Source organism: Ruegeria sp. SAZD013 (assembly GCF_059612525.1).
This window is the reverse complement of record NZ_JBXWQT010000037.1, coordinates 1-22,527: the sequence shown is the minus strand read 5'-3', so window position 1 is coordinate 22,527 and position 22,527 is coordinate 1. Positions and strand designations below refer to the sequence as shown.

General features: G+C 57.2%; 18 protein-coding genes, 1 tRNA gene, 1 pseudogene and 1 riboswitch. Of the genes and pseudogenes, 4 read left to right on the top strand and 16 right to left on the bottom strand.

Features of this window, described 5'->3' with window-relative positions:
* Window position 1: 1 nt before the first annotated feature.
* From AC2FLU_RS17700 to AC2FLU_RS17680, 5 genes are all read right to left on the bottom strand, one after another.
* The gene (locus tag AC2FLU_RS17700; protein ID WP_496809318.1) at window positions 2–1,012 is read right to left on the bottom strand and encodes an imelysin family protein; all 1,011 of its coding nucleotides are present in this window, start codon (window positions 1,010–1,012) and stop codon (window positions 2–4) included.
* A 3-nt stretch (window positions 1,013–1,015) separates the two neighbouring features.
* Window positions 1,016–2,563 (bottom strand): di-heme oxidoreductase family protein, encoded by a 1,548-nt coding sequence (locus AC2FLU_RS17695; RefSeq protein WP_496809317.1) that lies wholly within the window; start codon window positions 2,561–2,563, stop codon window positions 1,016–1,018.
* On the bottom strand, window positions 2,523–3,008 hold the full coding sequence (bfr, locus tag AC2FLU_RS17690) for a bacterioferritin (protein ID WP_480475650.1): 486 nt from the start codon (window positions 3,006–3,008) through the stop codon (window positions 2,523–2,525). The genes AC2FLU_RS17695 and bfr overlap by 41 nt, the downstream gene beginning before the upstream one ends.
* Complete coding sequence (locus AC2FLU_RS17685; RefSeq protein ID WP_480476910.1) at window positions 2,956–3,249, bottom strand: (2Fe-2S)-binding protein; 294 nt, start codon at window positions 3,247–3,249, stop codon at window positions 2,956–2,958. The genes bfr and AC2FLU_RS17685 overlap by 53 nt, the downstream gene beginning before the upstream one ends.
* Window positions 3,250–3,342: 93 nt before the next feature.
* Complete coding sequence (locus tag AC2FLU_RS17680; protein ID WP_496809316.1) at window positions 3,343–4,614, bottom strand: imelysin family protein; 1,272 nt, start codon at window positions 4,612–4,614, stop codon at window positions 3,343–3,345.
* A gap of 248 nt (window positions 4,615–4,862) precedes the next feature.
* Here AC2FLU_RS17680 and AC2FLU_RS17675 point away from each other — a divergent pair, with 248 nt between their 5' ends.
* Entirely contained in the window at window positions 4,863–5,420 is a 558-nt protein-coding gene (locus AC2FLU_RS17675) for a ZrgA family zinc uptake protein (protein ID WP_496809315.1), read from the top strand.
* Window positions 5,421–5,478: 58 nt separating this feature from the next.
* Here AC2FLU_RS17675 and AC2FLU_RS17670 read toward each other — a convergent pair.
* From AC2FLU_RS17670 to AC2FLU_RS17660, 3 genes are all read right to left on the bottom strand, one after another.
* Window positions 5,479–5,555: transfer RNA gene (locus AC2FLU_RS17670), tRNA-Met, on the bottom strand.
* A 55-nt stretch (window positions 5,556–5,610) separates the two neighbouring features.
* Window positions 5,611–6,612: an alpha/beta fold hydrolase gene (locus tag AC2FLU_RS17665; protein ID WP_496809314.1), complete on the bottom strand. Its 1,002-nt coding sequence runs from the start codon at window positions 6,610–6,612 to the stop codon at window positions 5,611–5,613.
* Window positions 6,613–8,079: a flavin-containing monooxygenase gene (locus tag AC2FLU_RS17660; RefSeq protein WP_496715818.1), complete on the bottom strand. Its 1,467-nt coding sequence runs from the start codon at window positions 8,077–8,079 to the stop codon at window positions 6,613–6,615.
* 228 nt (window positions 8,080–8,307) lie between these two features.
* On the opposite strand from AC2FLU_RS17660, the gene AC2FLU_RS17655 reads away from it, so the two are divergent.
* On the top strand, window positions 8,308–9,855 hold the full coding sequence (locus AC2FLU_RS17655; protein WP_496715817.1) for a trimethylamine methyltransferase family protein: 1,548 nt from the start codon (window positions 8,308–8,310) through the stop codon (window positions 9,853–9,855).
* Window positions 9,856–9,864: 9 nt separating this feature from the next.
* Here AC2FLU_RS17655 and AC2FLU_RS17650 read toward each other — a convergent pair whose 3' ends face one another.
* Genes AC2FLU_RS17650 through AC2FLU_RS17635 form a run of 4 tightly spaced genes read right to left on the bottom strand, consistent with a single transcriptional unit; the run spans window position 9,865 to window position 14,339 of the window.
* Window positions 9,865–11,205: an NAD(P)/FAD-dependent oxidoreductase gene (locus AC2FLU_RS17650; RefSeq protein WP_496809313.1), complete on the bottom strand. Its 1,341-nt coding sequence runs from the start codon at window positions 11,203–11,205 to the stop codon at window positions 9,865–9,867.
* Complete coding sequence (locus AC2FLU_RS17645; protein WP_496809312.1) at window positions 11,202–12,698, bottom strand: aldehyde dehydrogenase; 1,497 nt, start codon at window positions 12,696–12,698, stop codon at window positions 11,202–11,204. Before AC2FLU_RS17645 ends, AC2FLU_RS17650 begins: the two co-directional genes overlap by 4 nt.
* Window positions 12,699–12,703: 5 nt before the next feature.
* The gene (locus AC2FLU_RS17640) at window positions 12,704–13,621 is read right to left on the bottom strand and encodes a dihydrodipicolinate synthase family protein (RefSeq protein WP_496809311.1); all 918 of its coding nucleotides are present in this window, start codon (window positions 13,619–13,621) and stop codon (window positions 12,704–12,706) included.
* 7 nt (window positions 13,622–13,628) lie between these two features.
* A complete protein-coding gene (locus tag AC2FLU_RS17635) occupies window positions 13,629–14,339 on the bottom strand; it encodes a GntR family transcriptional regulator (RefSeq protein ID WP_480605337.1) in 711 nt (236 codons plus the stop codon).
* Window positions 14,340–14,505: 166 nt separating this feature from the next.
* Between AC2FLU_RS17635 and AC2FLU_RS17630 the strand changes: the two genes are divergently transcribed.
* A complete protein-coding gene (locus AC2FLU_RS17630; protein WP_480605338.1) occupies window positions 14,506–15,456 on the top strand; it encodes a GlxA family transcriptional regulator in 951 nt (316 codons plus the stop codon).
* An 891-nt stretch (window positions 15,457–16,347) separates the two neighbouring features.
* Here AC2FLU_RS17630 and AC2FLU_RS17625 read toward each other — a convergent pair.
* The 4 genes and pseudogenes from AC2FLU_RS17625 to AC2FLU_RS17610 all read right to left on the bottom strand — a co-directional run.
* Window positions 16,348–16,858: pseudogene (locus AC2FLU_RS17625) on the bottom strand (ABC transporter ATP-binding protein); the annotation flags it as partial.
* Window positions 16,855–17,904, bottom strand: a complete 1,050-nt coding sequence (locus tag AC2FLU_RS17620) for a FecCD family ABC transporter permease (RefSeq protein WP_480519006.1) — start codon at window positions 17,902–17,904, stop codon at window positions 16,855–16,857. The gene AC2FLU_RS17620 and the pseudogene AC2FLU_RS17625, both read right to left, overlap by 4 nt.
* Window positions 17,901–18,905: an ABC transporter substrate-binding protein gene (locus tag AC2FLU_RS17615; RefSeq protein ID WP_480475675.1), complete on the bottom strand. Its 1,005-nt coding sequence runs from the start codon at window positions 18,903–18,905 to the stop codon at window positions 17,901–17,903. Before AC2FLU_RS17615 ends, AC2FLU_RS17620 begins: the two co-directional genes overlap by 4 nt.
* A 153-nt stretch (window positions 18,906–19,058) precedes the next feature.
* A riboswitch (cobalamin riboswitch) is annotated at window positions 19,059–19,250 on the bottom strand.
* Between the two features lie 560 nt (window positions 19,251–19,810).
* Window positions 19,811–20,854 carry a hypothetical protein gene (locus AC2FLU_RS17610; RefSeq protein ID WP_496809310.1) on the bottom strand — a complete coding sequence of 348 codons (1,044 nt, stop codon included), beginning with the start codon at window positions 20,852–20,854 and terminating at the stop codon, window positions 19,811–19,813.
* Between the two features lie 385 nt (window positions 20,855–21,239).
* Here AC2FLU_RS17610 and istA point away from each other — a divergent pair.
* A partial coding sequence (gene istA, locus AC2FLU_RS17605; RefSeq protein WP_496809309.1) for an IS21 family transposase occupies window positions 21,240–22,527 on the top strand: 1,288 nt, incomplete at its 3' end.

Genomic DNA, 22,527 nt, shown 5'->3' with positions numbered 1-22,527 from the left:
GTTAGTCTCCGTCCAGCGAGTTGAATCCTGCGCTGATCCCCAATGTCGGACCCAGCTCGGTCACGGCGATGGTGCTGATATCGTGGATCGACTGTTGAAGCGCCTCGATCCGGAACCGGGCCTGGGGATCTGAAACCCCGGCCAGCGAGGGATCGTCAATGGATTGAGCGTTCTGGATGGCACGTGCAAACGCAGCGTCCAGTTCCGACGCGATTTCGGGGTGATCAAAAGACAGCCGTGCGGCTAAATCTCGCAAGGATATCAGCGACAGTTCTACATGGCGTAAAGACCGCCCGGACCGCCACGCTTCTGCCCGGTTCGGACGGGGGCGGTCAAATGTCCCCATGGGGCGACCCAGCCGAGTGTCAGCCGTGAACTCAAGACCTGTGGACAGGGCCTTGAACAACTCTTGCATCGCTTCGTCCTGCGTCCGGTAGCGGCTATTTTCTCCGGGTTGGGTAAGGCTAGGGGCATAGATGTGCCAGTCCTGCGCCATCGCGCGGGCATTGGCATCGATATCCGCCGTGATCGCCCTGATCAGCGCGCAGCGATATTCGGCATTGCCCTGTTCCGCGAAGGTGGGATCGAACAACATCCGTTCGAGGGCAAAGAACCCGCGCCCTGCGATTGACGTTTCGGCATAGGCGTCCGGGCTTTGCACGGCATCATCCTGAGCCTCGATATGCTGGGACAGAGTTTTGGATGTGAACCCTTTCGTGTCGGGCCAGAAAGCCAGGGCGAAAACGCGGTCATCGACCTCGGTCGGACCAAACCGCAGGTGGCTGGCTGAAATCCAGCTGTCGAAAGCCGCATCGTAGGCCGTGCGCAGCGCCGGTGAGGTCGGATCGCACTCAACCAATGATGCGCTGACAAGCGCGCCGGTCGTTTCCGGAAGGGTCTCGAACCGGGGCAGGATATGTGTCTCGGCAACGTCCATCAGGATCGGTGCGCGATCCTGTGCCTGCGCGGCAAGTGGCATCAACAACACTGCAACAAGGGTAAGAAAACGCATGGGTCACAGGCTTTCCAGAAATTTGATCAGGGCGTCACGGTCTGCCTTGGGCATCGAGACTACGGCATCACGGGCAGCCTGCGCTTCACCGCCATGCCACAGGATCGCCTCTAGCAAGGTGCGCGCCCGCCCGTCATGCAGAAACTCCGTGTGGCCCGAGACGCGTTCGGTCAGGCCAACGCCCCACAAAGGCGGCGTGCGCCATTCCCGGCCTGTCGCTCGGGCCTCGGGGCGATTGTCGGCCAGACCTTCGCCTAGGTCATGCAGCAACAGGTCGGTGTAGGGCCAGATCAACTGAAAACTGTGCTCGGGCCGGTCTTCCATCCGATGAGTGACATGTGACGGTGTGTGGCATGACGCGCAGCCGGTCGCATGGAATACCTCTTTGCCGCGCAAAACCTTGGGGTTGTCCAAGTCGCGGCGACCCGGCACGCCCAGATTGCGGCTGTAGAAAGCGACCAGATCCATACCCTGATGATCGATCTCAAAGCCGCGCTCATCATCGTCGCCGTGCGGGGCTTTGATGCAGTTCACCTGCACATTGGTGCAATCCCCGTGCGGAGCAGGGTAGAGCGGGTTCGATATGCCGATATCCCCGGCAAAAGCAGCAGCCGATTGCTCCATCACAGTCGGCATCCCCGCCTTGTGACCGAACCGGCCCATCATCGGGGTGTCAAACTCGGCCGACCAGACGATATTCGGCCGACCCGATATGCCGTCCCCATCCAAATCGTCGGGGTCGGCCCTGGCGAGCAGGTCTTCGACCGGGATCGCTTCCAACAGGCCAAGCCCGATCATCTGCGGCGCGATCCGTGGGCTTTGCATCGCTTCCGGGTGCAGCGGACCATAACCCAGACCGGCTGCCTGATAAGTCGGGCGGCGCAGTGAGGCGGTTTCACCGTCAGAAAGCGCTACCGGGATTTCTTCGTACGAGATGGCCAGCCGGTATTCCGCTGGATGACCTGCCAGTGCGAAATCCTGCATCTGCCCACCATAGGTAGGCTCGGGCACAGTGGCGATGTATTCTTCGATCGCTGCATAGCCATCTTCCGACGTGCCGGGGATCGAGACCCGCAGGAACATCGAAACCGAGTTGTCATCGGGCCCGTTTGGCGTGTGCCCGCGCCCATCCTTGATATGGCAGCGCTGGCATGACCGCGCGTTATAGAGCGGCCCCAACCCGTCAGAGGCGAGCGTCGATGAGGGCGACGAAACCCAAACCTTCTTGAACAGCCCGTTTCCGACCTTGAAATTCAGCTCCTGTTCAAAGCTCAAGTTGTCTGAGGGTTGCGAGAACGCATCCGCGTCCGTACGAACTCGAACTGTCGCGGCCCCGGCGGGCAGTTCTTCAAATTGCTGCGGTGCGCTGAAATCCTGGGGCGGCGCCGTGACAACGGCAATCCGGGCGCGTTCATCGTCAGTGCGGGGGGTGACGTTCAGATGCAGATCCACCAGTTCGGCTGACAGGGAAGGGGTGGCCGCAAAGGCGACCACCGACAGGGCGACAAAGCTATTCGCCTTCGTCCATTTTCGATGCGTTGAGTTGCGCATAATTGGCTTCGCCGATCCTTTCATAGAGGTCGAGCTGCGTTTCGAGAAAGTCGATATGACCCTCTTCATCGGACATCAACTTCTCGAACAGCGACATCGAGACATAGTCGCCGGCATCCCGACAGTATTCGCGCGCTTCCTTGTACAAGGCCCGTGCATCAATCTCGGCCGCAAGGTCACATTCCAGCGTTTCCTTTGGTGTTTGACCTATCCGAAGCGGGTCTAGCTTCTGAAGGTTGGGGTGGCCTTCCAGAAAGATGATCCGTTCGATTAGCATGTCCGCGTGGCCCATCTCTTCGATGCTTTCCTCGCGGCTTTTCTTGGCCATGTGGCCAAGTCCCCAGTCTTCCTGCAACCGGTAGTGCAGCCAGTATTGGCTGACAGCAGTCAGTTCATGCCGCAGAGATTTGTTGAGATATTCGATGACTTTTGGATCGCCCTTCATCTGCACTCTCCTGTGATACTGCCGCGCGCAGGGCGCGGAGTTGCATGGGTACTTCGAGATTATCGCTTGACCGCATCGTGTCCAGAAACAGAGGCATGCATCCGCCGCAATCCGCCGATTTTCCAAGAGCACGGTAAACCTTGCCCGGGGTGATGATGGTTCGGGGGTCGGCTGTCCGCATCCAGTCGATGGCGGCGCGGATGTCGTGGTCCGAGATGTTGGTGCAGTGGCAGACAATCATGGATGTTGGCTTGAGTTTGTGTGGCTCAGTGGGCTGGCGGGTCAGCGTGTTGAGTGTACCGGGGGCAGGCAAGCCCCCGGCGCGCGTTCTTGTTTAGTGGAATACCGCGTCGGGGTTATCCAGACTGTCTGATCCTTCAAATTCAATCTGGTCCAGTTCCAGTGCGGTCACGATGCGCTCGATTGTCTTGGTCTGGTCGATCAGGCCGATGACGCCGGCCATGATCAGGGTTTCACCGCCTTCGTTGCCGCGTTCCAGCATTTGGTCATAGGCAAACCCTGCTTCCGCGGTCGATTTGATCCTGCCAAGGGCTTGCATCGTGACGGCCAGTTTCGCTTTCATCTCGGCGTCCAGTTCCGGGTCTGTTGCGTTTACCAATTCGGCCAGTGATGCGCCCGATACAGGTGTTCCATCGATGCGGGTATAGCTGCCCAGATAGACGTTCTGAACGCCCAGCCCATCGTAGTAATGGCTGTTGTGGGTGTTGTCCGAAAAGCAATCATGCTCTTCTTCCGGGTCGTTCAGCATCAGGCCCAGACGCATCCGCTCACCCGCCTGTTCACCGTAGGACAGTGAACCCATACCGGTCAGGATCGCACTGACACCCGCCGTTTCATTTTCCATCAGCGCCGTGCGCGCCGCGCCGCCTTGTTTCCACTGATCGGTCATCCAGGTCAGATCGCTGACCAACAGGTCGGTTGCGGCGCTCAGATACTGGGCACGACGGTCGCAATTGCCACCGGTGCAGGCATCGCCGTTTGCATAATCAGTGGCTGGACGGTTGCCTGCACCTGCCCCGTGGCCATTCATGTCCTGACCCCACAGCAGGAACTCGATAGCGTGGTAGCCAGTTGCGACATTGGCTTCGATACCATCAGCTTCGTGCAGGGTTTCGCTCAGCAGTTCCGGAGTAATCGTGTTGGCGTCAATGGTTTCGCCCGATAGTACGAAGCTGGGGTTGGCGATGACATTCAGAACCGCAAATTCGTTCTCATCCGTCGCGCCACCATAGGCCGCGTCGACATAATCAATCAGACCTTCATCCAGCGGCCAACCGTTTACTTTGCCTTCCCAGTCATCAACGATTGCATTGCCAAAGCGATAAACTTCGGTCTGTTGATAGGGCACACGCGCTGCAACCCATGCTGCCCGTGCCGCAGTCAGAGTCACGTCCGAGGGTTCTGCAATCAGCGCATCGACTGCATCCCGCAAAGCCTTTGCCGCAATCAGGCTGTCGTCATACTTGGCTTCGGCAATATCGGCATAGGTTTCCAGAATATCCGCTTTTGCAGGCACATCCCCTGCAAAAGCAAAAGTGGCTGTCGCAAATGTCAAAGCGCTGGCTGTTGCAAACAACTTGGTCATTGAGGTCATTACTTTCTAGTCAGAACTGTCAGATCAGGCGGGTTTGTTCCCGCGGCGGCTTTCGCTGAAATAACTGAGTTAAAAAGTCAACATTGTCAATCTGAGTTTTTTTATCGGGAAATGGAGTTGCTGGCCTGGTGGTCACCATCCCCATATCTGACGAGGTCTTGATCCGGCGGATGACATTGTGCGGTACATGTTTCCGGCTAAAATCAGCCAAGTGATTCTTTGTAGGTGGTTTGTGGTTCATGAAGCGCGTGGTTCTGGCCTTGTTCCTGTTTCCTGCGGCACTTGCGGCGCAAGCAACGCAGATTTCCACGCCTCATCACCATGGTTCGGGCCAGATCGATATCGTGTTTTCTGACACCGGGTTCGCCTTGGCGCTGAGGGTGCCAAGCATGGACATCGTCGGGTTTGAATCCCCGGTTGAAAACGATGACAACCGCACGCGTGTGGCCATAGCAATGTCGGAACTTTCCGACCCGCTAGACCTGTTCGTAACCCCGCCCGAAGCTGGGTGCTCTACGGTGACCGCCCATGTGGTTTTGACATACGGCATCACACAGCAGAAAGGTGAGGCGAACGCAGTCACAGGCTCCACAACGGCAGAGAGTCACTCGGAGTTTCAGGCAGACTATGTCATTCAGTGTCAGGATATGGGTGCGCTGAACATGATCGAGTTCGCCTATTTCGCGCGGTTCAGTGGGACTGACCAGCTGAACATCCACTTGAATACGGGCGGGGTACAGGGCGCTGTCGAAATCACACGCGCGGCACCATATCTCGATCTTCGGCCGGATCGATGAGCGCTGAATTCAAAGGGAAAACCAAAAGTGGTGTTTTTGTTCGATGGTCGGGGGATTTTGGTAGCGGAGGAGGGACTTGAACCCCCGACACGCGGATTATGATTCCGCTGCTCTAACCAACTGAGCTACTCCGCCGTGAGTGAGAGGCGATGTAAGCGAGGGGCCGGGGAGGGTCAAGAGGGAAATCGCCCTAACCGGGGAATTCTTTCACGGGCTCTGTCACCGGGTCCTGCAAGGGCGTCTGACGGAACATCGTGGCGTCCACCATCCTGCGGATAAACGCGGCGCATATCTCCGGTTCTGTGATCAGGATCATATGACCCAGACCGTCAAGCTCTTCATAGCTCAGACCATATTTGGCCATCGGCGGTCCGTGAAGGGCAGGGGACAGAAGCGCGTCCTGGCGGCCATACAATATCCCGCCGGGGACCGACAGCTCGGGGTATTTGGCCACCAGCGCATCGCAGCTGGCATCCAACCCGATAACGTCCTGCGAGGCCGTGACAAAGGCCGACGGGCGCAGCCCTAGCGCACCACCCGCACGGTCCAGAAAGTCATGTGGAGGGGTTTCAGGGTCAAATGCCACACCCAGACTGTGCGGTGCTGTTTTTGAGGCCATGGGAACCGCAATCGTGTTGGCAATCAGGCTGCGCAGCCATTTGGTCCGGATCTCGAGCGGTTTGAAGATCACCGGTGTTTCAGGCAGCCTGTGCGTCAGTGGCGCCAGCAGAGCGAGGCCGGATACCCGCTCGGGGTGGTCTAAAGCCAGTGCCAGCGACACCGCACCGCCCAGTGAATGCCCCACCAGCACGACCTGATCCACGCCCTTAGTTTCAAGAAATTCAGCAATCATCGCGGCCTGCTGCGGCAATTGTGCGAGTTCTGCCGTATCCCGGGTTGAGTATCCACAACCGGGGCGATCCAACGCGATGACGTGGTAATCCTCGGCCAGTTGATCCGCCAACGCGTAGGTAAAATGCTGTAACTGCCCAGCCAGGCCATGAATCAGAACAACCGTCTGCGCGTCCGGATTGCCCATTTCCACATAGTGGATGCTGCCGCCCTGCACGGGCACGATCTGGCCCATCTGCGGCACGGTTTTAAGCCCCTGACGGGTTATCCGCCGGGTCCACAGGGCCATGGCCAGAAGAAAGACGGCAAAGGCCGTAACCACGCTAAGAATAAATGTCATCTAGCTGTCTCCGGTCCTAACGGGGTTGTATTGCTCCAATCCTGATTGTGCCATGCGTTTCTGAAACTCGGCAACTGTTCCGGGCCAAAGCGTCGTGTTTTGCCCTTCCGCATCAATGTACCAGGATGTACAGCCTCCGATCTGCCAGACACTGTCCGCGTGGCGGTCATGCATTTCCTGCGTAAAGGCCGCTTGTTTCACCGCATCGGGAGTGATCACCGACAGTTCCTTGCGTTGCATCTCGCTTAGAACCCGGCCGATATGCCCGACCTGAGCTTCAATCATCAGCACAACCGAATTATGCCCCAGCCCGGTATGAGGCCCCAGAAGGATGAAAAAGTTGGGAAAACCGGCTATCGCTGTACCCAGATGTGCACACATCCCATTCGCCCAGGCCGACCGCAGCGTTAGCCCATCTGTGCCGGTGATATCCAACCTTTCAACGACATTGGTGACCTGAAACCCGGTACCCCAGATCAGCGCGTCTGCCTCTGTCCTGGTGCCATCTGTCGCCAGGATGCTGTTTCCATCGATACTGGCCACGCCGTGCGGAATGACGCTGACATTGTCGCGGGCCAGGGTCGGATACCAGTCATTTGAACTGAGAATGCGTTTGCACCCAATTCGATAGTCCGGGGTCAGAATGCGCCGATCTTTGGGGTCCGCAATCGCGCCTTCCAGTGACTTGCGCCACATTTTTAGGGCAAAGTTCATCGCGCGTTCCTCGCCCCTGAACACGCGGTGACGGAACTCGAAGAACATGAAAATCAGTTTGCGCCGGATGCGGGGAAGCTGGGGAAGGTAGGCATAAAGTTTGCGCACCCATGGCGCGATCGGGCCGTCAGGGCGCGGCATAACGTAAGGCGCGCTGCGCTGAAAAACGGTGACGTGGCGCGCAATCTTGGCAATCTCTGGCACGAACTGAACGGCTGACGCCCCGGTGCCGACAACTGCCACATGCTTTCCGGTCAGATCGACGGTGTGATCCCATTTGGCCGAATGAAAACAGGGGCCGGGAAAGCTGTCGGTGCCGGGAATGTCCGGAATGCTGGGATGATGCAGCGCGCCAATGGCCGAGACCAGAAACTTGGCTGACCAGATCTGGCCATCCGTGGTTTCAACCTGCCAATGCGTGCCATCCCATCTCGCCGATTTCAACTCCTGCCCAAAATGGCAAAGATCATACAATCCTTCCTGATGCGCGACATTTTGCAGATATTCCTGTATCTCTGCGCCACCGGCATAGGCGCGACTCCAGTACGGATTAGGGTGGGTCGCCATGGAATACAGATGTGAAGGCACATCGCAGGCGACGCCAGGATAGGTGTTCTCGCGCCACGTGCCACCGATATCTTCAGCCTTTTCCAGAATGGCGATATCTTTGATGCCGTGTTTGCGTGCCTCAAGCGCCATCGTCAGCCCTGAGAACCCGGCACCGATGATCAGCATCTCTGTCGTGTGGTGCATTGAAGCGCCCCTCCTGAAACAACTTTATGGATATCTGTTGCAGATGTCTGCACGTGATTGGCAGTGAAGTAGGTCACACAAGATAAAATGACCGAACGACCTTACGTGAACAGGCGCGGCGAAAAACCGTCATCAGGGCGGTGTCGCTTCCTGCAAACACATATCGCAATCAGAGAGGTGAACGCGGCGTATTTCCGTCAGTCTGTTTCAAAACAGGAGGATTGCCCCTTGTCGACCCGTACTCTTGCACGTGCCGGTGGGCGTTCCGCGCGCCGCGCTCTTCGCACCGCGCCGAACTTTGACATGCTGCCGGGTTTGACCCGCGGCATCCCGCATTGCGAAGTTATGAACGGAAGCCAGGTTGAGCTTATCGACAAGGCCGCCATGAATATTCTGGAGAACGTTGGTGTCCAGTTTCGCGATCCGACCGCAGTGGAAGACTGGAAGAAAGCGGGCGCGAAGGTTGACGGAGAGCTGGTCTTTCTGGACCGCAACATGGTGCGCGAGCTGATCGCGACCATTCCGGCGCAATTCACCTATCACGCACGCGATCCGCAAAAGAACCTCGCTCTCGGCGGCAAGCACTCGATCTTCGTGCCGATGACCGGCGCGCCATTTCTGCGTGATCTTGACGACGTGCGCCGGAACCCGACGCTGGACGATCTGGCGATGTTTCATAAACTGTCGCACATGATGCCCGCACTGCACAGTTCGGCCCATCATATCGTCGAACCTTACGATCACCCGATCAGCCAGCGGCACCTGCGCATCACTTATTCGTCGATGAAATACTCGGACAAAACCTTCATGGGAATGACCACCTCGCCCAAGAATGCCGAAGACGTGATGGACATGTGCGATATCCTTTTCGGCGAAGGGTTCATTGATGACCACCCGGTTACAACGGGCAACTGCAATGGCAACAGCCCGCTGGTCTGGGATGAAACCATGCTGGGTGCAATGCGCGCCTTCTGCCGCCGGAATCAGCCGGTTTTGTGCTCGCCCTTCGTTCTGGGCGGTGCCAATACGCCCGCATCGGTACCCGCAACCGTGGCACAGCTGACCGCTGAGGCGCTTTCGGCGCTGGCTTATACGCAGGTGATCCGCAAGGGCTGTCCGGCGATTTGGGGGCACTATCTGTCAACCGTTTCGATGAAATCCGGTGCGCCGATGGCAGGGACGCCTGAAATCAGTCTGATGAATTTCATGATTGGTCAGATGGCGCGCTTTTACGATGTGCCATGGCGCACCTCGAACACGCTGGGCGGGGCCAAGACGTTTGACGCGCAGGCCGGGTACGAATCCGCGACAACTCTGGGCGCTGTTCTGCATGCAGGGGCCCACTACATCTGGCATTCGGCAGGCTGGAACGAGGCGGGGATGCATTGTTCGGTCGCCAAGTTTGTTGTGGACGCGGAACAATGCGCGATGGCCTATCGGATGGCGGAGGGGCCTAAATGGCATGATTTTGACGAAGCCTTGGCCGCAATTCCGGATGTGGGTCCCGGCGGGCACTATCTGGGGCATCCGCACACCCAGGAGAATTTTCAGACGGCTTTTTTCATGCCCGAACTGTTTGACAACAACTCGATCGAACAATGGGTGGCGGAAGGCGAAGTTGAAATCACCGAACGCGCCCTGATCTACGCGAGGAAGCTTTTGGCCGAGTATCAGGAACCCAAGCTGGATGAGGCCAAGAACGACGCCCTTCTGGACTATATCGCCCGCCGCGAGAGAGAAATCCCGGCCGCGGATGAGTTGAACCAGAATTACTGACGGTCAAGTTCATTCTTTGCCGGATCGCCACTCTTTCCAGATCAGATAGCTGTTGGCGGCAAGCGAGGCGAATGGCTCGGGCGGCAAACGCGGCAAGTCCGGCTGCGCCAGAAAATGATCGGCGATGTCAGACCGCCGGTCCAGCACCAGTTCAGCGATGCCCATGCCTTGCAGTGTTCCCCGTGCGATGCCCAGACCGTTCTGGCAACAGGCAGAGTAGACACCGTCCTCAAGCTCACCGAACGCGGCCGATCCATTGCGGCTGAGGCAAAGCATCCCGGCCCAGCGATGTTCCATCTGCACATCCGGCAGATTCGGGAAGCGTTCCCTGAACTTTCGGTCATGCACCCAGCCTGCATTGCGCAGTCGCATTGGACTGGTCTCGATTGTTGGATGAAAGCTGGAGCAGGTGCGGATCAGGATGCGATCCCCATAGCTGCCGGAAATGCGCCGTACTGACGTCCCCATCGGGTTCGCTGGCGTCACCGACCAGCGCGACTTCCCGCCCAGTGTCTTGATCTGCGCCTCGTTCAGCGGGGCTGTGAGCGAGGCGTAAAGGCAAATGTGCATCAATTGCCGCTGGTAGAACCCAAAGCTCTCCAGGTGGCCGTTATTGGCCAGAATGATCCGCCCGGTGCTCACCTTGGCCTTGTTGGTGCTGACCACCCAGCCTGCGCCTTGTTGTTCCAAACAGGTGACGGGTGAATGCTCGAATACTTCGATTTGCCCGGCCAGACGGGCGGACAGCGCTTGCACATATGCCGCCGGCTGAATCATAACTGTCCCCGGCGCATAAAGCCCCGAGGTATAGTGCGGGCTGCCCGTGACCTCTTGCATCTGCTGCTGATCTAAAAGCTTATGCGGCTCGTCCAGTTTGGTCAGATGCGCGGCAAAGGCGCGGTTATACGCGTCGCCCGCTTTGGTGGCGGCTGCATTGTATTTGCCGCAGGGGTCGAACATTTCCTGTGGCAGCCCGCAATCGGAGGCCACTTCGGTCGCAAAGGCAATGGCCTTGCGGTTCAGCGCAATGATGGCGCGATCCGCGTCCGACCCCTTGCCTGCGTAGTTGTCCGAGGCCAAGTCATGGGGCAGGTCGATCATGAACCCAGAATTCCGGCCTGCCGAGCTCTCCGCGAAACGACCGGCTTCCAGCAGAACGATTTTCAGAGAAGGATCCAATTGATGCAGCCGCCGCGCCGCGCTGAGCCCGGCAAACCCGCCACCAACTATTGTGATATCCGCGGTCAGGTCCCGTTCCAGCACCGCCAGAGGTGTTTGGGGCGGCAGAATCGCGTTCCATCCCGACGGTCCTGTCTGCCGGGGTAGCCTTTTGGCGTCATGTCGGCTCAACCGACGGCCTCATCCGCGTCATCGGCCAGATCGATCCAGATGGTTTTCAACTGTGTGTACTGGTCATGCGCATGGATCGAGTTATCACGGCCACCAAATCCCGATTGCTTGTAGCCACCGAAAGGTGTCGTGATGTCACCTTCGCCGAAGCTGTTCACTGTCACGGTGCCTGCGCGGATCATCCGCGCACCACGAATGGCACGTTTGACATTGGCCGTGAAGATTGAGGCGCACAAGCCATAGTCGGTGTCGTTCGCGATCTGGATCGCTTCATCAAAGCCCGAGACTTCAATTACCGACAAGACAGGGCCAAAGATTTCCTCGCGCGCCAAAGTAGCGTCATTGCCGGGCACTTCGACCACGGTGGCCTCGACAAACCCGTTGTCCGCTTTGCCACCGATCACCACGTTCTCGGCCTGATCCAGATAGCCACAAACCTTGGTGTAGTGGTCTTCGCTCACCAGTGCGCCCATGCGGGTTTCGGGGTCGAGCGGGTCGCCGATGTTCCATTGTTTGGCGTGATGCGCGATGCGCTCCAGCAGCTCAGCCTTCACTTTCTTATGCACGATCAGGCGTGACGAGGCCGAGCAGTTCTCACCCATGTTCCAGAATGCGCCATTGACGATATGCGCCGCCACCCGGTCGAGGTTTTCGGCATCCTCCATCACGATGGCGGGGTTCTTGCCCCCCATCTCCAACACCACCTCTTTGGCGTTGCTTTCCGCCGAATAGGTCAGAAAACGTTTGCCGGTCACGGTCGAGCCTGTGAAGGATACCATGTCGATATCCATATGCCGCCCAATGGGTTCGCCCACCTCGGCCCCGCCACCGGGAACAATATTCAAGACACCGCGCGGCAAGCCGGCCTCCATCGCCAATTCGGCAAGGCGCAGGGCCGTCAAAGTGGTTTCCATCGCCGGTTTTACAACAACAGAACAGCCTGCCGCCAGCGCTGGCCCGATCTTCCATGCCAACATCAGCAGCGGAAAATTCCACGGCAGCACCATACCCACAACGCCGATTGGCTCGCGCACCACCATGGCGATGTGATCGTCGCTGGCGGGTGAAACCTGATCGTAAATCTTGTCAATCGCCTCGGCGTGCCACTTCAGGCAGTGGATTGTCTCGGGCACATCAACAGTTTCGCAGTCGTAGACGGTCTTGCCACTGTCGATACTCTCCATTACCGCCAGTTCACGGGCGCTGCGAGCCATCAGTTTGGCCAACCGGATCAGCACATCCTTGCGCTCGGCGGGGTGCAGTTTGGACCAGCGGCCATCGTCGAACGCCTCACGAGCTTTCTTGACGGCAAAGTCCACATCCTCCGCGCCACAGGATGCGATATCGGCCAGCTTTTCACCGGTTGCAGGGTTCTCTGTCGCAAAGGTCTGGCCCGAAACCGCCGGACGAAACGCGCCGTCGATAAAGGCGCCTGTCGGCAGGCTCAGACCTGCGGCGATGGATTTGTACTCGTCCTGTGTCAGCAGATCCATGTTTGTCACCCCTCAGCCACGATGTCGGCGATTGTCTTTCTCAGCACGCGCGTCACCTGTTCTAGCGCGCGCTTGTCATCTTTGTTCAGGCCCTTCAGCGGAGGCCGCATGATACCCGCGTCGATCCCGTTCATGGTGACGCCATGCTTGATGGTCTGGATAAACTTGCCGCCCTGTTCCAGCACCCGCATCAGCGGCATCATCGCTGACATGATCCGACGCCCCTTGGCAAAGTTGCCTTCGATCACGCAGGCCTGATACAGCGCCACATGTTCCGCTGGCAGGAAGTTCGAACCGCCGCAGACCCAGAATGGTGCGCCCCAGGCGAAAAACTCAAGTGCCTGATCGTCCATGCCACAGCCCAGCTGGATATGCGGATAATCCCGGGCCAACAGATGCACCCGGTTGATATCGCCCGAGCTTTCCTTGATGCCGCAGAAATTTCGGCTACGACCTACGCGGTCAAGGAACTCTTCCCCCATCATTGTGCCGGTACGGTGCGGATAGTTGTACAGCATCACCGGCAGGTCGGCGGCCTTGTCGATGGCCAGTGCATTCAGCGCGTTTTCGCAATCCGTCGGCACCGAGTAGGGCGGGCTGGCCAACAGGATGGCGTCCGCGCCGATATCGCGCGCGCCAGCGGCCAGTGCAATCGAGTCCGAAGTCAGCATCGCGCCCGTGCCAACGACCAAGGGCAACCGCCCTTTCAGTTGCTTATGCGTGAATTTGGCCAGTTCCAGCCGCTCCGGCACGGTCTGGGCATAATTCTCACCCGTGGATCCGCCGGAAATCAGGCCGTGCACACCATTTTCGATCAGGTATTCGATCACGTCGGACAGGGTGTCCCAGTTCACGCTGCCATCGTCGTGATAGGGGGTGACCACAGGAGTATAAATTCCTTCGAACTTGAAAATCGGGTTCATTTCGTCCTCATGCGGGCTTCGAAAGTGGCGGGATACCCATTGCGACATCCAGTGCGTCAGGCATCACGAACATCCCGATCTGATCCCGGGACAGGTTCCAGTGATCCTCGGCCAGTTTCGCCGCTGCAGCTTCATCGCGTGCCTCGATGGCTGCGATGATCGCGTCATGCTGTTGGCTGGCCAGCGATAGGTTTTCCGACATTTCAACTGTCTGCGGCCGATAAAACGTCATGCCAATCCGTGCATGATCGATCAGCAGCCGGTTGAATGACGGAAGCAGGTAGACATTGCCGGACATCTCGCCGGTCACGTCATGAAAACGGTTGTTGGCAAGTGCGCGATCCTCGACCGACCCTGAACGAAGGGCAGCTTTGAACGCGTGCTGAGCCGCTTTCAATTCTTCGATTTGCACGTTAGTCGCGTTCACTGCCGCCAGACGCAGGATGGCCCCGTAGACCATCGGCGCGGCAAGGAAGAAATCGCGCAGTGTGGTGTAGGACATTTCCGAAACACGGGCGCTGCGGTTTTTTCGCAGATCCAGATAGCCTTCGCCTGCCAGTTGACGAAACACCTCGCGCAGAGGCGTGCGCGACAGGCCGAATTCATCGGACAAATGCGCCTCATCCAGATCGTCACCTGGACGAAGGCGCAGCGTCAGGATGGACATCTTCAGGTGTTCTCTGAGCGCATTTTTGCGCGACTTGGCTTCGTCTTTCATCCTTTGGCCTCACTATGTCCTCTGGCTGCCGTGTCCGAATCGCGGTGGTCGTATTTTTGTATTTCTAAAAAATACAACTTGTATACAAAAAAATCTTGTGCAGCATGGGTGTCTGCAAAATAGACTCACGCTTGGGCGTCGGCCCAGTTTGGAAATGGTCCTGCTCATGCTTCAGACGCAGCACTTCGCCTTCATCCTGGTCGAGGAGTTTTCGCACCTCGCCTTTTCCTGTGCGGTCGAACCGCTGAGGATCGCCAACCTAGTGAGTGGCGATGAGCTGTATCGCTGGTCTTTTGTATCCGAACAGGGCGAGCAGGCCGTGTCTTCCAATGGATCCGTCACTCTTGTGCATTCCGGACTTGAGGAACTGCCCAAGTGCGATCAACTCTTTGTTTTGTCGGGCATTCACATGCGTGACCACGTGACTCGTTCCCTTCTGGCTGCACTGCGGCGCGAACGCGCGCGCGGAACGCGGATCGGGGCATTGTGTTCCGGGGCGTGGTTGCTGGCCGAGGCCGGGTTCCTCAATGGTATGCAGGCGGCGATCCATTGGGAGTACCACGACGCATTCATGGAGGCGTTTCCGGATGTCAATCTGGTGCGCAGCGTCTTTGTCGCCGACGAAAAACACATTACCGCATCAGGTGGAACCGCGACCGCAGACCTTATGCTGCATCTGATCGAACGCGACCATGGCGAAGAACTGGCCACTGATGTTGCGGATCAGATGGTCTATAACACTGTGCGTAATGCGACCGCCAAGCAGCGCGTTTCGCTGCAATCGCGCAATGGAATGCGCAATGCCCATCTGGCAAAGGCGATAGACATTATGCAGGACAGTCTCGAAACCCCTGTCTCACCATCCTTCATTGCCGATGTTTTGGGTATTTCCACCCGTCAACTTGAACGGTTGTTTGGTAAATACCTGAACACTTCGCCAAAACGGTACTTTATGGAAATGCGGCTGGAACGAGCCCGGAAACTGCTTTTGCAAACCGAGGCGTCGGTTACCGAAGTCGCCGTGGCCTGCGGCTTCGAAAATCCGGGGCATTTCTCTCGGGTATACCGATCCAGTTTTGGCATCACACCCCACGCGCAGCGCAACAAGATCAACTGATGAAAGATGAGTTGCTGGTTCGCGCTTACCGGCGGGGGTGCCGCGATCTGCTGGCCTCGAACTGGCCCGATCTGGCACCCCCTGATCCTGCCGGGATACCCCCTCGTTAAAAACTGGACTAGTCAACAGACCGGCAGGATTACCCACCAATAAATCTCGATATAGGCATAAGTATATCAAGAACTTGTCATCCAGAGATTTGTTGTGCCCTGTTTCGTTAATCTACCGTTAATTTAAGGCTCAAGTTGAGGCTTTGATTGTGGGTAATCTGCAATATCGACGTGCGGTCGCCGCAATTTGTTCAAGCTGATGGCGTTTCGAGATTTGGGTCAGGTCCCAGTGGTTTCCGAAAGGAATCTGTTTCACGGTTCAAATCAAGTAGTGAACATACCACAAGGGTTTGGTCGACCAACGCTCGGACGACGCGCCTGCCGATCATCTTGGAAGGCAAGAAAACGAACAAATCCTATTTCTGTTAGAATCTAGACAGCATTCGACGAGCAATTTTGCAGTTTGTGAGGAAACCCAGATCAAGCTTGCTCGCCGTTGGAATACGCCTTCGAGGCCGCAGATTGTACGTATCTGGCATGGCGCGCTGACGACGCTGATATCCTGTGCGACCAGAAGCGATCGGGATCCGTCAGTCCAGATGATAGGACAGAAACCGTTCTGTCCTGCCGGCACTATACCCCCACTGTGCTTTGACACCGAAAACTTCTGAAACGGTTTGCAAAGACAAGGCTTGTTTGGGCGGGCCAAGAGAAACCAGCTGTCCTTCTGATAAAACAGCCACGCGATCACAGGCCATTGCCTGATTCAGATCGTGCAGTGCCATCACCGTTGTCACTTTTAGAATTCGAACACAGTCCAGGATCGACAGTTGGTGATGTATGTCCAGATGGTTGGTCGGTTCGTCCAAAAGCAAAAGGCCCGGTTGCTGCGCCAAAGCCCGCGCGATGTGCAGCCGCTGGCGCTCTCCTCCAGACAATGTTGCCCATTCTCTGTGTGCCATATCGGCCATTTCCACAGTTTGCAGGGCTTTGTCGACTTGCCTGGTATCTTCGGCGCGCCAGGGCCGTAAGGCCGACAGCCAGGGCGTGCGGCCCAGCTCGACCACGGACCGTGCAGTTACGCGTTCGGCTGTATCAGCCTGTTGTTCAACAATGGCAATCCGTTGGGCAATCTGTCTGCGCGACAAATGCGAAACGGGATGGCCCGCTATGACGACTTTTCCCGAAACCGGACGTGCCAAACCCGCCAACAGGCGCATCAGAGTTGATTTGCCCGAACCGTTGGGTCCGACCAAAGCCAGTGTTTCGCCGGGCTCCACGACAAACGATACGTCTGACAGCAAAGTCTTGCCGCGAACCGAAAATGTCAGGTTTTGCGCCTCGATCTTCATTGGGCGTTCCTCTGGCCGCGCACCAGAATTACGGCAAAGGCAGGCGCACCGATCAGGGCGGTAACCACCCCAATCGGCAGAACCTGACCCGGGATGATGATGCGCGACACGATATCGGCGCCGATCAGGAAGACCGCTCCGATCAAGGCGGCCGTTGGGATAAGCCTGCGATGCCCCGGTCCTACAAGGAACCGGGCAGCATGAGGGATGACCAGCCCGACAAAGCCGATGGACCCGACGATCGAAACCATGACCGCTGTTGTCAGCGCGGTGGCGAAGATCAAGGTTGCCTGCACCCGCCGCACCGGTATGCCCAGCGAGGCCGCTGAATCAGTGCCGAAAATAAATGCGTCCAAAGCTCTGGCGTGAAAGCGGCAAATAAGCCAGCCGGCAAGGGCCACCGGAATGGCCAGATATACATCCGGCCAGCGCACGCCGCTGAGGTTTCCCATCAGCCAGAACATGATCCCGCGCGCCTGATCGGCATTGGCGGATTTGGCGATGATGAAGGCCGTTAGCGCATTGAACAACTGAGACCCGGCAATTCCCGCCAAAACGATTTGCGCCGTCGCAGCCCGCCCGCCGCCTGCGCCGGAGGCTCGGGCCAGCAACGCGACAAAACCGAAAGCCAAAAGCGCGCCATTGAACGCGCCAAAAGACAGCGACAAAGCTCCCCCGCCCAAACCAGCGATGGTAACAGCCACGGCACCCGTCGAGGCCCCGGCAGAAATGCCCAAAATATAAGGGTCAGCCAACGGGTTTCGCAGCAATGCCTGCAACACGACCCCTGCGACAGCCAGACCGGCACCGCAGGACGCAGCGACCAGAGCGCGAGGAATCCGGTAGCTCCAGATAATACCCTGATCAATTGGGTCGACGGGCAGGTCCGCTCCGGCCAGCTTGTTGACCAGAACGGAGAGAACCAAATCGGGCGACAACGAGGTTTCCCCGATCATCGCGCCCGCAAGGACCGCCGCAATCAATAGTGGCACAGTTAGGCACGCGGCCTTGAAACCCTGCCGAAAGATTGCGGCGACCTCGTTCACAAGTTGTTTCCGATGGTATCCAGCTTCTCGGCCAGATCCTCCAGTGCCGGGATTGCGCGGATGGTGGCGTCCATGGCCTGCGCATCCATAACGACAATCCGGTCATTCTTGACCGCATCCATCTGGCTGGTCACCGGATCAGCGCGCAGGAACTCCAGCTTTTTCAGGTAGTCGTCCGCAGCAAAGCGACGGCGGTCCATCTTGGCAATCACGATCACCGTCGGATTGGCCTTGGCAATGGTTTCCCAGCCCACTGTTGGCCATTCTTCATCCGTCTCGACGACGTTGCGGATGCCCAATGTGCTCATCATGTATCCCGGTGCGCCCTTCTGCCCGGCCACAAACGGATCGCTTTCCATTTCAGGAGAGGAAAACCAGAATACGGCGGACACATCGTCCAGCTTCACGGCTTGCGCCTTGGCGACGGCTGCGGCTTCACGGGCCTTGTACTCGGCAACCAGGTCCGTGCCGCGTTCGGACACATCAAAGGCTGCCGCCAGTTCTTCGATACCCTGATACAGCGTATCGGTCGAGAACGCTTGCAGGCGGGTGCCATCGCCGCCGACCGTATTGTCTTTGCCGACGCAATCCGCAGGCATCACGTAAGTTGGAATACCCAGTTCGTGAAATTGCTCACGCGTGGCGACGATGCCCTCGGGTCCGACATGCCATTCATATTGCGCTGCGACCAGTCCCGGCCGCTTGGCAACAACGCTTTCAAAGCTGGGATCATTGTCTGCCAGACGCTCTACCTTGGCATTCACCTCGGCATATTCAGGCAGCACCTCGTTGAACCAGACCGAAGTTCCAAGAACCTGCTCACTCAGACCCAGCGCATAAAGCACCTCGGTCGCGGCTTGGCCGACCGTGACTGACGACGTCACTGGCGCGTCAAACGTGACCGAGTGACCGCAGTTTTCGATGGTTAAGGGAAAGTTTCCTTCGGCGGCAGCGCTGGTAGCCAGCAAGGAAAGGCCAATCAGGCCAGTGCGTAGAAACATGACAATCGATCTCCATGTGTCAATGACCAGAGAACGGGTGAATGGGCATTTACCGAAGCAACAGACGCTTTTCTGCCTGCTGTGAGCGCAGAGTGGTACATAGCCCGCCCGGCGCGTTTCTTCGGCAACCTCCCCGGACAACCCCGCCCGGTGTGTTTCGGTTTCATACCGGCAGGTCTCCTGACTGACGGGTCTTTGTCTGTCCTGTCTTCCCAGACCGAAATGGCCCAGTGACGGAATGGACAGCGCTCGCCGCCTACAGTTGCGGGGGCAGTTCCGGTTGGCACCAAAAGGCACCTCGGATTCCCTCTTAGCCACATCGGGACCGGTAAAACGCGGGTACCTTAACACTTACTCTGCGGCAAGAAAAAACTCGGGGGTCTTTCCCATTTTCTCCCAAGGGCATGAACCTGCGCGTCTCAACATGGTGCTGACGTCAGACAAGCCGCTGAGAAGGCGCTACAATCCGCCCCGAGGACGTCGGTGTGTGATATATAGGAAAATCATGGCTGTGCGGACAGTTTCCAGCTAGCTAGTCTCACTCCGATTTCCCTGAAAACAGGGAAATTTACAGGGAATACGCACCGTTTTGGCGCTATTTTATGTCTGAGGATTCAAAATATGTAAGCAGGTCAGTGCCTTGTGGGTGAATTCCCTGGATGGGACAACAGGGAAATCAGACGAAGCATCAGTGAACCCCAGAGATACATCAGGGAACACAGATCAGATTTCACCTCAATTTCAACTGGTGGAGGACGGGAGTAGGAAGAAGAATGATCCGGGGATCGTCCCGATTCCCAGAGGGCATATTCAGCCGCTGTCTTCAGTGAAATCCTCAGGCTTTAGCTCCATGATTTCAAGGTACCTAGCGTTCGAAATTGGATCAATCCGATCGGCCTCTTCGCTTACGAATTCCGCCCAAGCAGTTGTGTGATCATTAGTTTCGTGGCCCTTAACTTCAGTACGTCCTGGACCAACTGGCGCAATATCCTCGCATCTTCGAGGTCGCGGGCATGGCTAAGCAGCATGCTGCGTTTCGCTTTCTCGAATTTTTCGTCCCTGACACGGAGCGCTTCAAGCCTTGCCGCTTCGGCTTCTTTCTTTCTTCGCTCATGGTCTTGTTTACGTTCAATCAACCACTCATGCTGGCGCTCGGCATGCTCCCGGTGAAAGGTCTCGGCCAATACTACCAGCTCGATTGCAATCTCGGTAAGACGCGTTTCAAGTTTGGCGTCCGGCTCATCCGCCCAAGATAACCGGACATCTTGCCCACGAAAGTGGTTTGGAACGATCAGAGTTAGTGGATCTTTAGCTGGCCTGTGGTCGTCGGGGTTCCGATGGTAGTTGCTCAGCCTCAAATCCGCCGTCGCGAGAAGCTTAAACGGTACATGCTGCTGATGAATGGAAATCGAGATTTCGATGGCCTCTTTTCCCTGAATGCTCGGTTTACCGCCGCATTTTGCGACGCCCAGGAAAAGTGCATTCAAGATCCTTAGCCTGCGTTGCTCGAAGGGATTGTCGAAAAGCGGTTTGTCCCAGGAGTAAGCCCACTTGCTTTCGGCAATTTTTGCCCGTCTTTTATCGTCTACGGAAAACAGACGTTGCAAAACATGGTGCCATGCGTGTTTGCCGCGCGGTACTGCGACTCGCCCAATTTTCTTAGCTATCCTAGCCCGGACGTCTTCAATTGGGGTGTTGAAGGACGGTGGTATAGGAAGCGGTGCCTCCAGGTCGACTTTGGAACCGTAGTACCGATCATAGCCTGATCCGCCAATTATCACTTCGTCAGACATTCCTGGGGCGCGTTCGGGCAGTGAAACACGTTTGACGGACTTTCCGGCTTTGACTTTGTTCCAGTGCCCTCTGTCGGGAATGGGGATATCGAACTTCCTGCAAGCATTCCTGACTGAAGTTGAAGACACTCCAACGACTTCGGGCATATCTTTCAAAGGTCGACTCCACACAATTTCTAGGAGTTCTGCCCTTGTCAGCCTTCTCGCTCCCGCCATTTTCGCCCCCTGATTTGTCGAAGTACTTGCCGATATCCTCAGCTTGCGGTGAAAAAATTGATACTCAGCTCAAACCAAGATTATTAGTGAAACTACAACTACCTGTGGCAGGTTTCGAGCCTCGTTCGAGCAGATAGAGAGTGGAATTTGAAACCAGTTAAGCAAAGCTGATCTACGCGTAAGCGCCATTATGTTAAATGCAAAACCCCGGTTGTTGATTTCCGCTGAGAAGTGACCCGGTAGGCCCCAAAATTTTCACTGAGAATTGACCCATGTGAACAACTTGCCCCGACGGTTTCGTTTGGGGAGATTTGGAGTGATCGACATGGGATTTTTGAGTGTCATACGACGTTGGGCATTGCGTGACAAAATGCCAATTCGCGAGATTTCACGGCGCACTGGGCTGTCTCGCAATACCATCAAAAAGTATCTGCGTGAGGGCGCAGTAGAGCCGAAATTCAAGACCCCCGCACGACCGAGCAAGCTGGATCCCTATGCGGATCGTTTGTCGGCTTGGCTGCTGGTGCAAACGCGTAAATCACGCAAGGAGCGTCGCACTGTAAAGCAGATGCATGCTGATCTGGTGAAGCTGGGCTATGAGGGTTCCTATGGGCGTGTCGCCGCTTTTGCCCGTACCTGGCGCGCGGATCGGCACTGGGCGGAGCAGACGACGGGTCGCGGCACATTCGTGCCCTTGGTGTTCCAGCCAGGCGAAGCGTTCCAGTTCGATTGGAGCGAAGATTGGGCCAATATCGGCGGCGAACGGACCAAACTGCAGGTCGCTCATGTCAAGTTGTCTCACAGTCGGGCGTTCCTGGTGCGGGCCTATCCGCTGCAAACCCACGAGATGCTGTTTGACGCCCATTGGCATGCGTTCCGTGTCTTCGGCGGCGTTCCTGGTCGCGGGATTTACGATAACATGAAGACGGCGGTGGATCGTGTTGGTCGAGGCAAACAGCGGGACGTCAATGCCCGCTTCAAGGCCATGGCCAGCCACTACGTCTTTGAGCCTGAGTTCTGTAACCCGGCAGCCGGATGGGAGAAAGGACAGGTCGAGAAGAACGTACAGGATGCGCGTAACCGCCTGTGGCAGGTCATGCCGGTCTTCAGCGATCTGAACGAGCTGAACCAGTGGCTGGAAGATCGCTGTATTGCCCTTTGGGCCGAGACAAAGCACCGGGACCTGCCCGGCACGATTGCTGATGCCTGGGAAACAGAGAAGCCGATGCTGATGGTGCTGCCCCCGGCTTTCGATGGGTTTGTCGAACACAGTAAACGGGTATCGCCAACATGCCTCGTGACCTTTGAACGCAATAGATACAGCGTTCCCGCCAGCTTTGCGAACCGCCGCGTCAGTTTGCATGTCTATCCGGATCGACTGGTCGTGGTTGCCGAAGGCCAAACCGTTTGCACCCATGACCGCGTCATAGAGCGCTCGCACCATAAACCCGGAAAGGTCATCTATGATTGGCGCCACTATCTGGCAGTGATCCAGCGCAAACCCGGGGCCCTGCGCAACGGCGCGCCGTTCACGGAGATGCCCGAAGCCTTCCGCCGTCTGCAGGATCACATGCTGCGCAAAGAGGGCGGTGACCGAGAGATGGTCGATATCT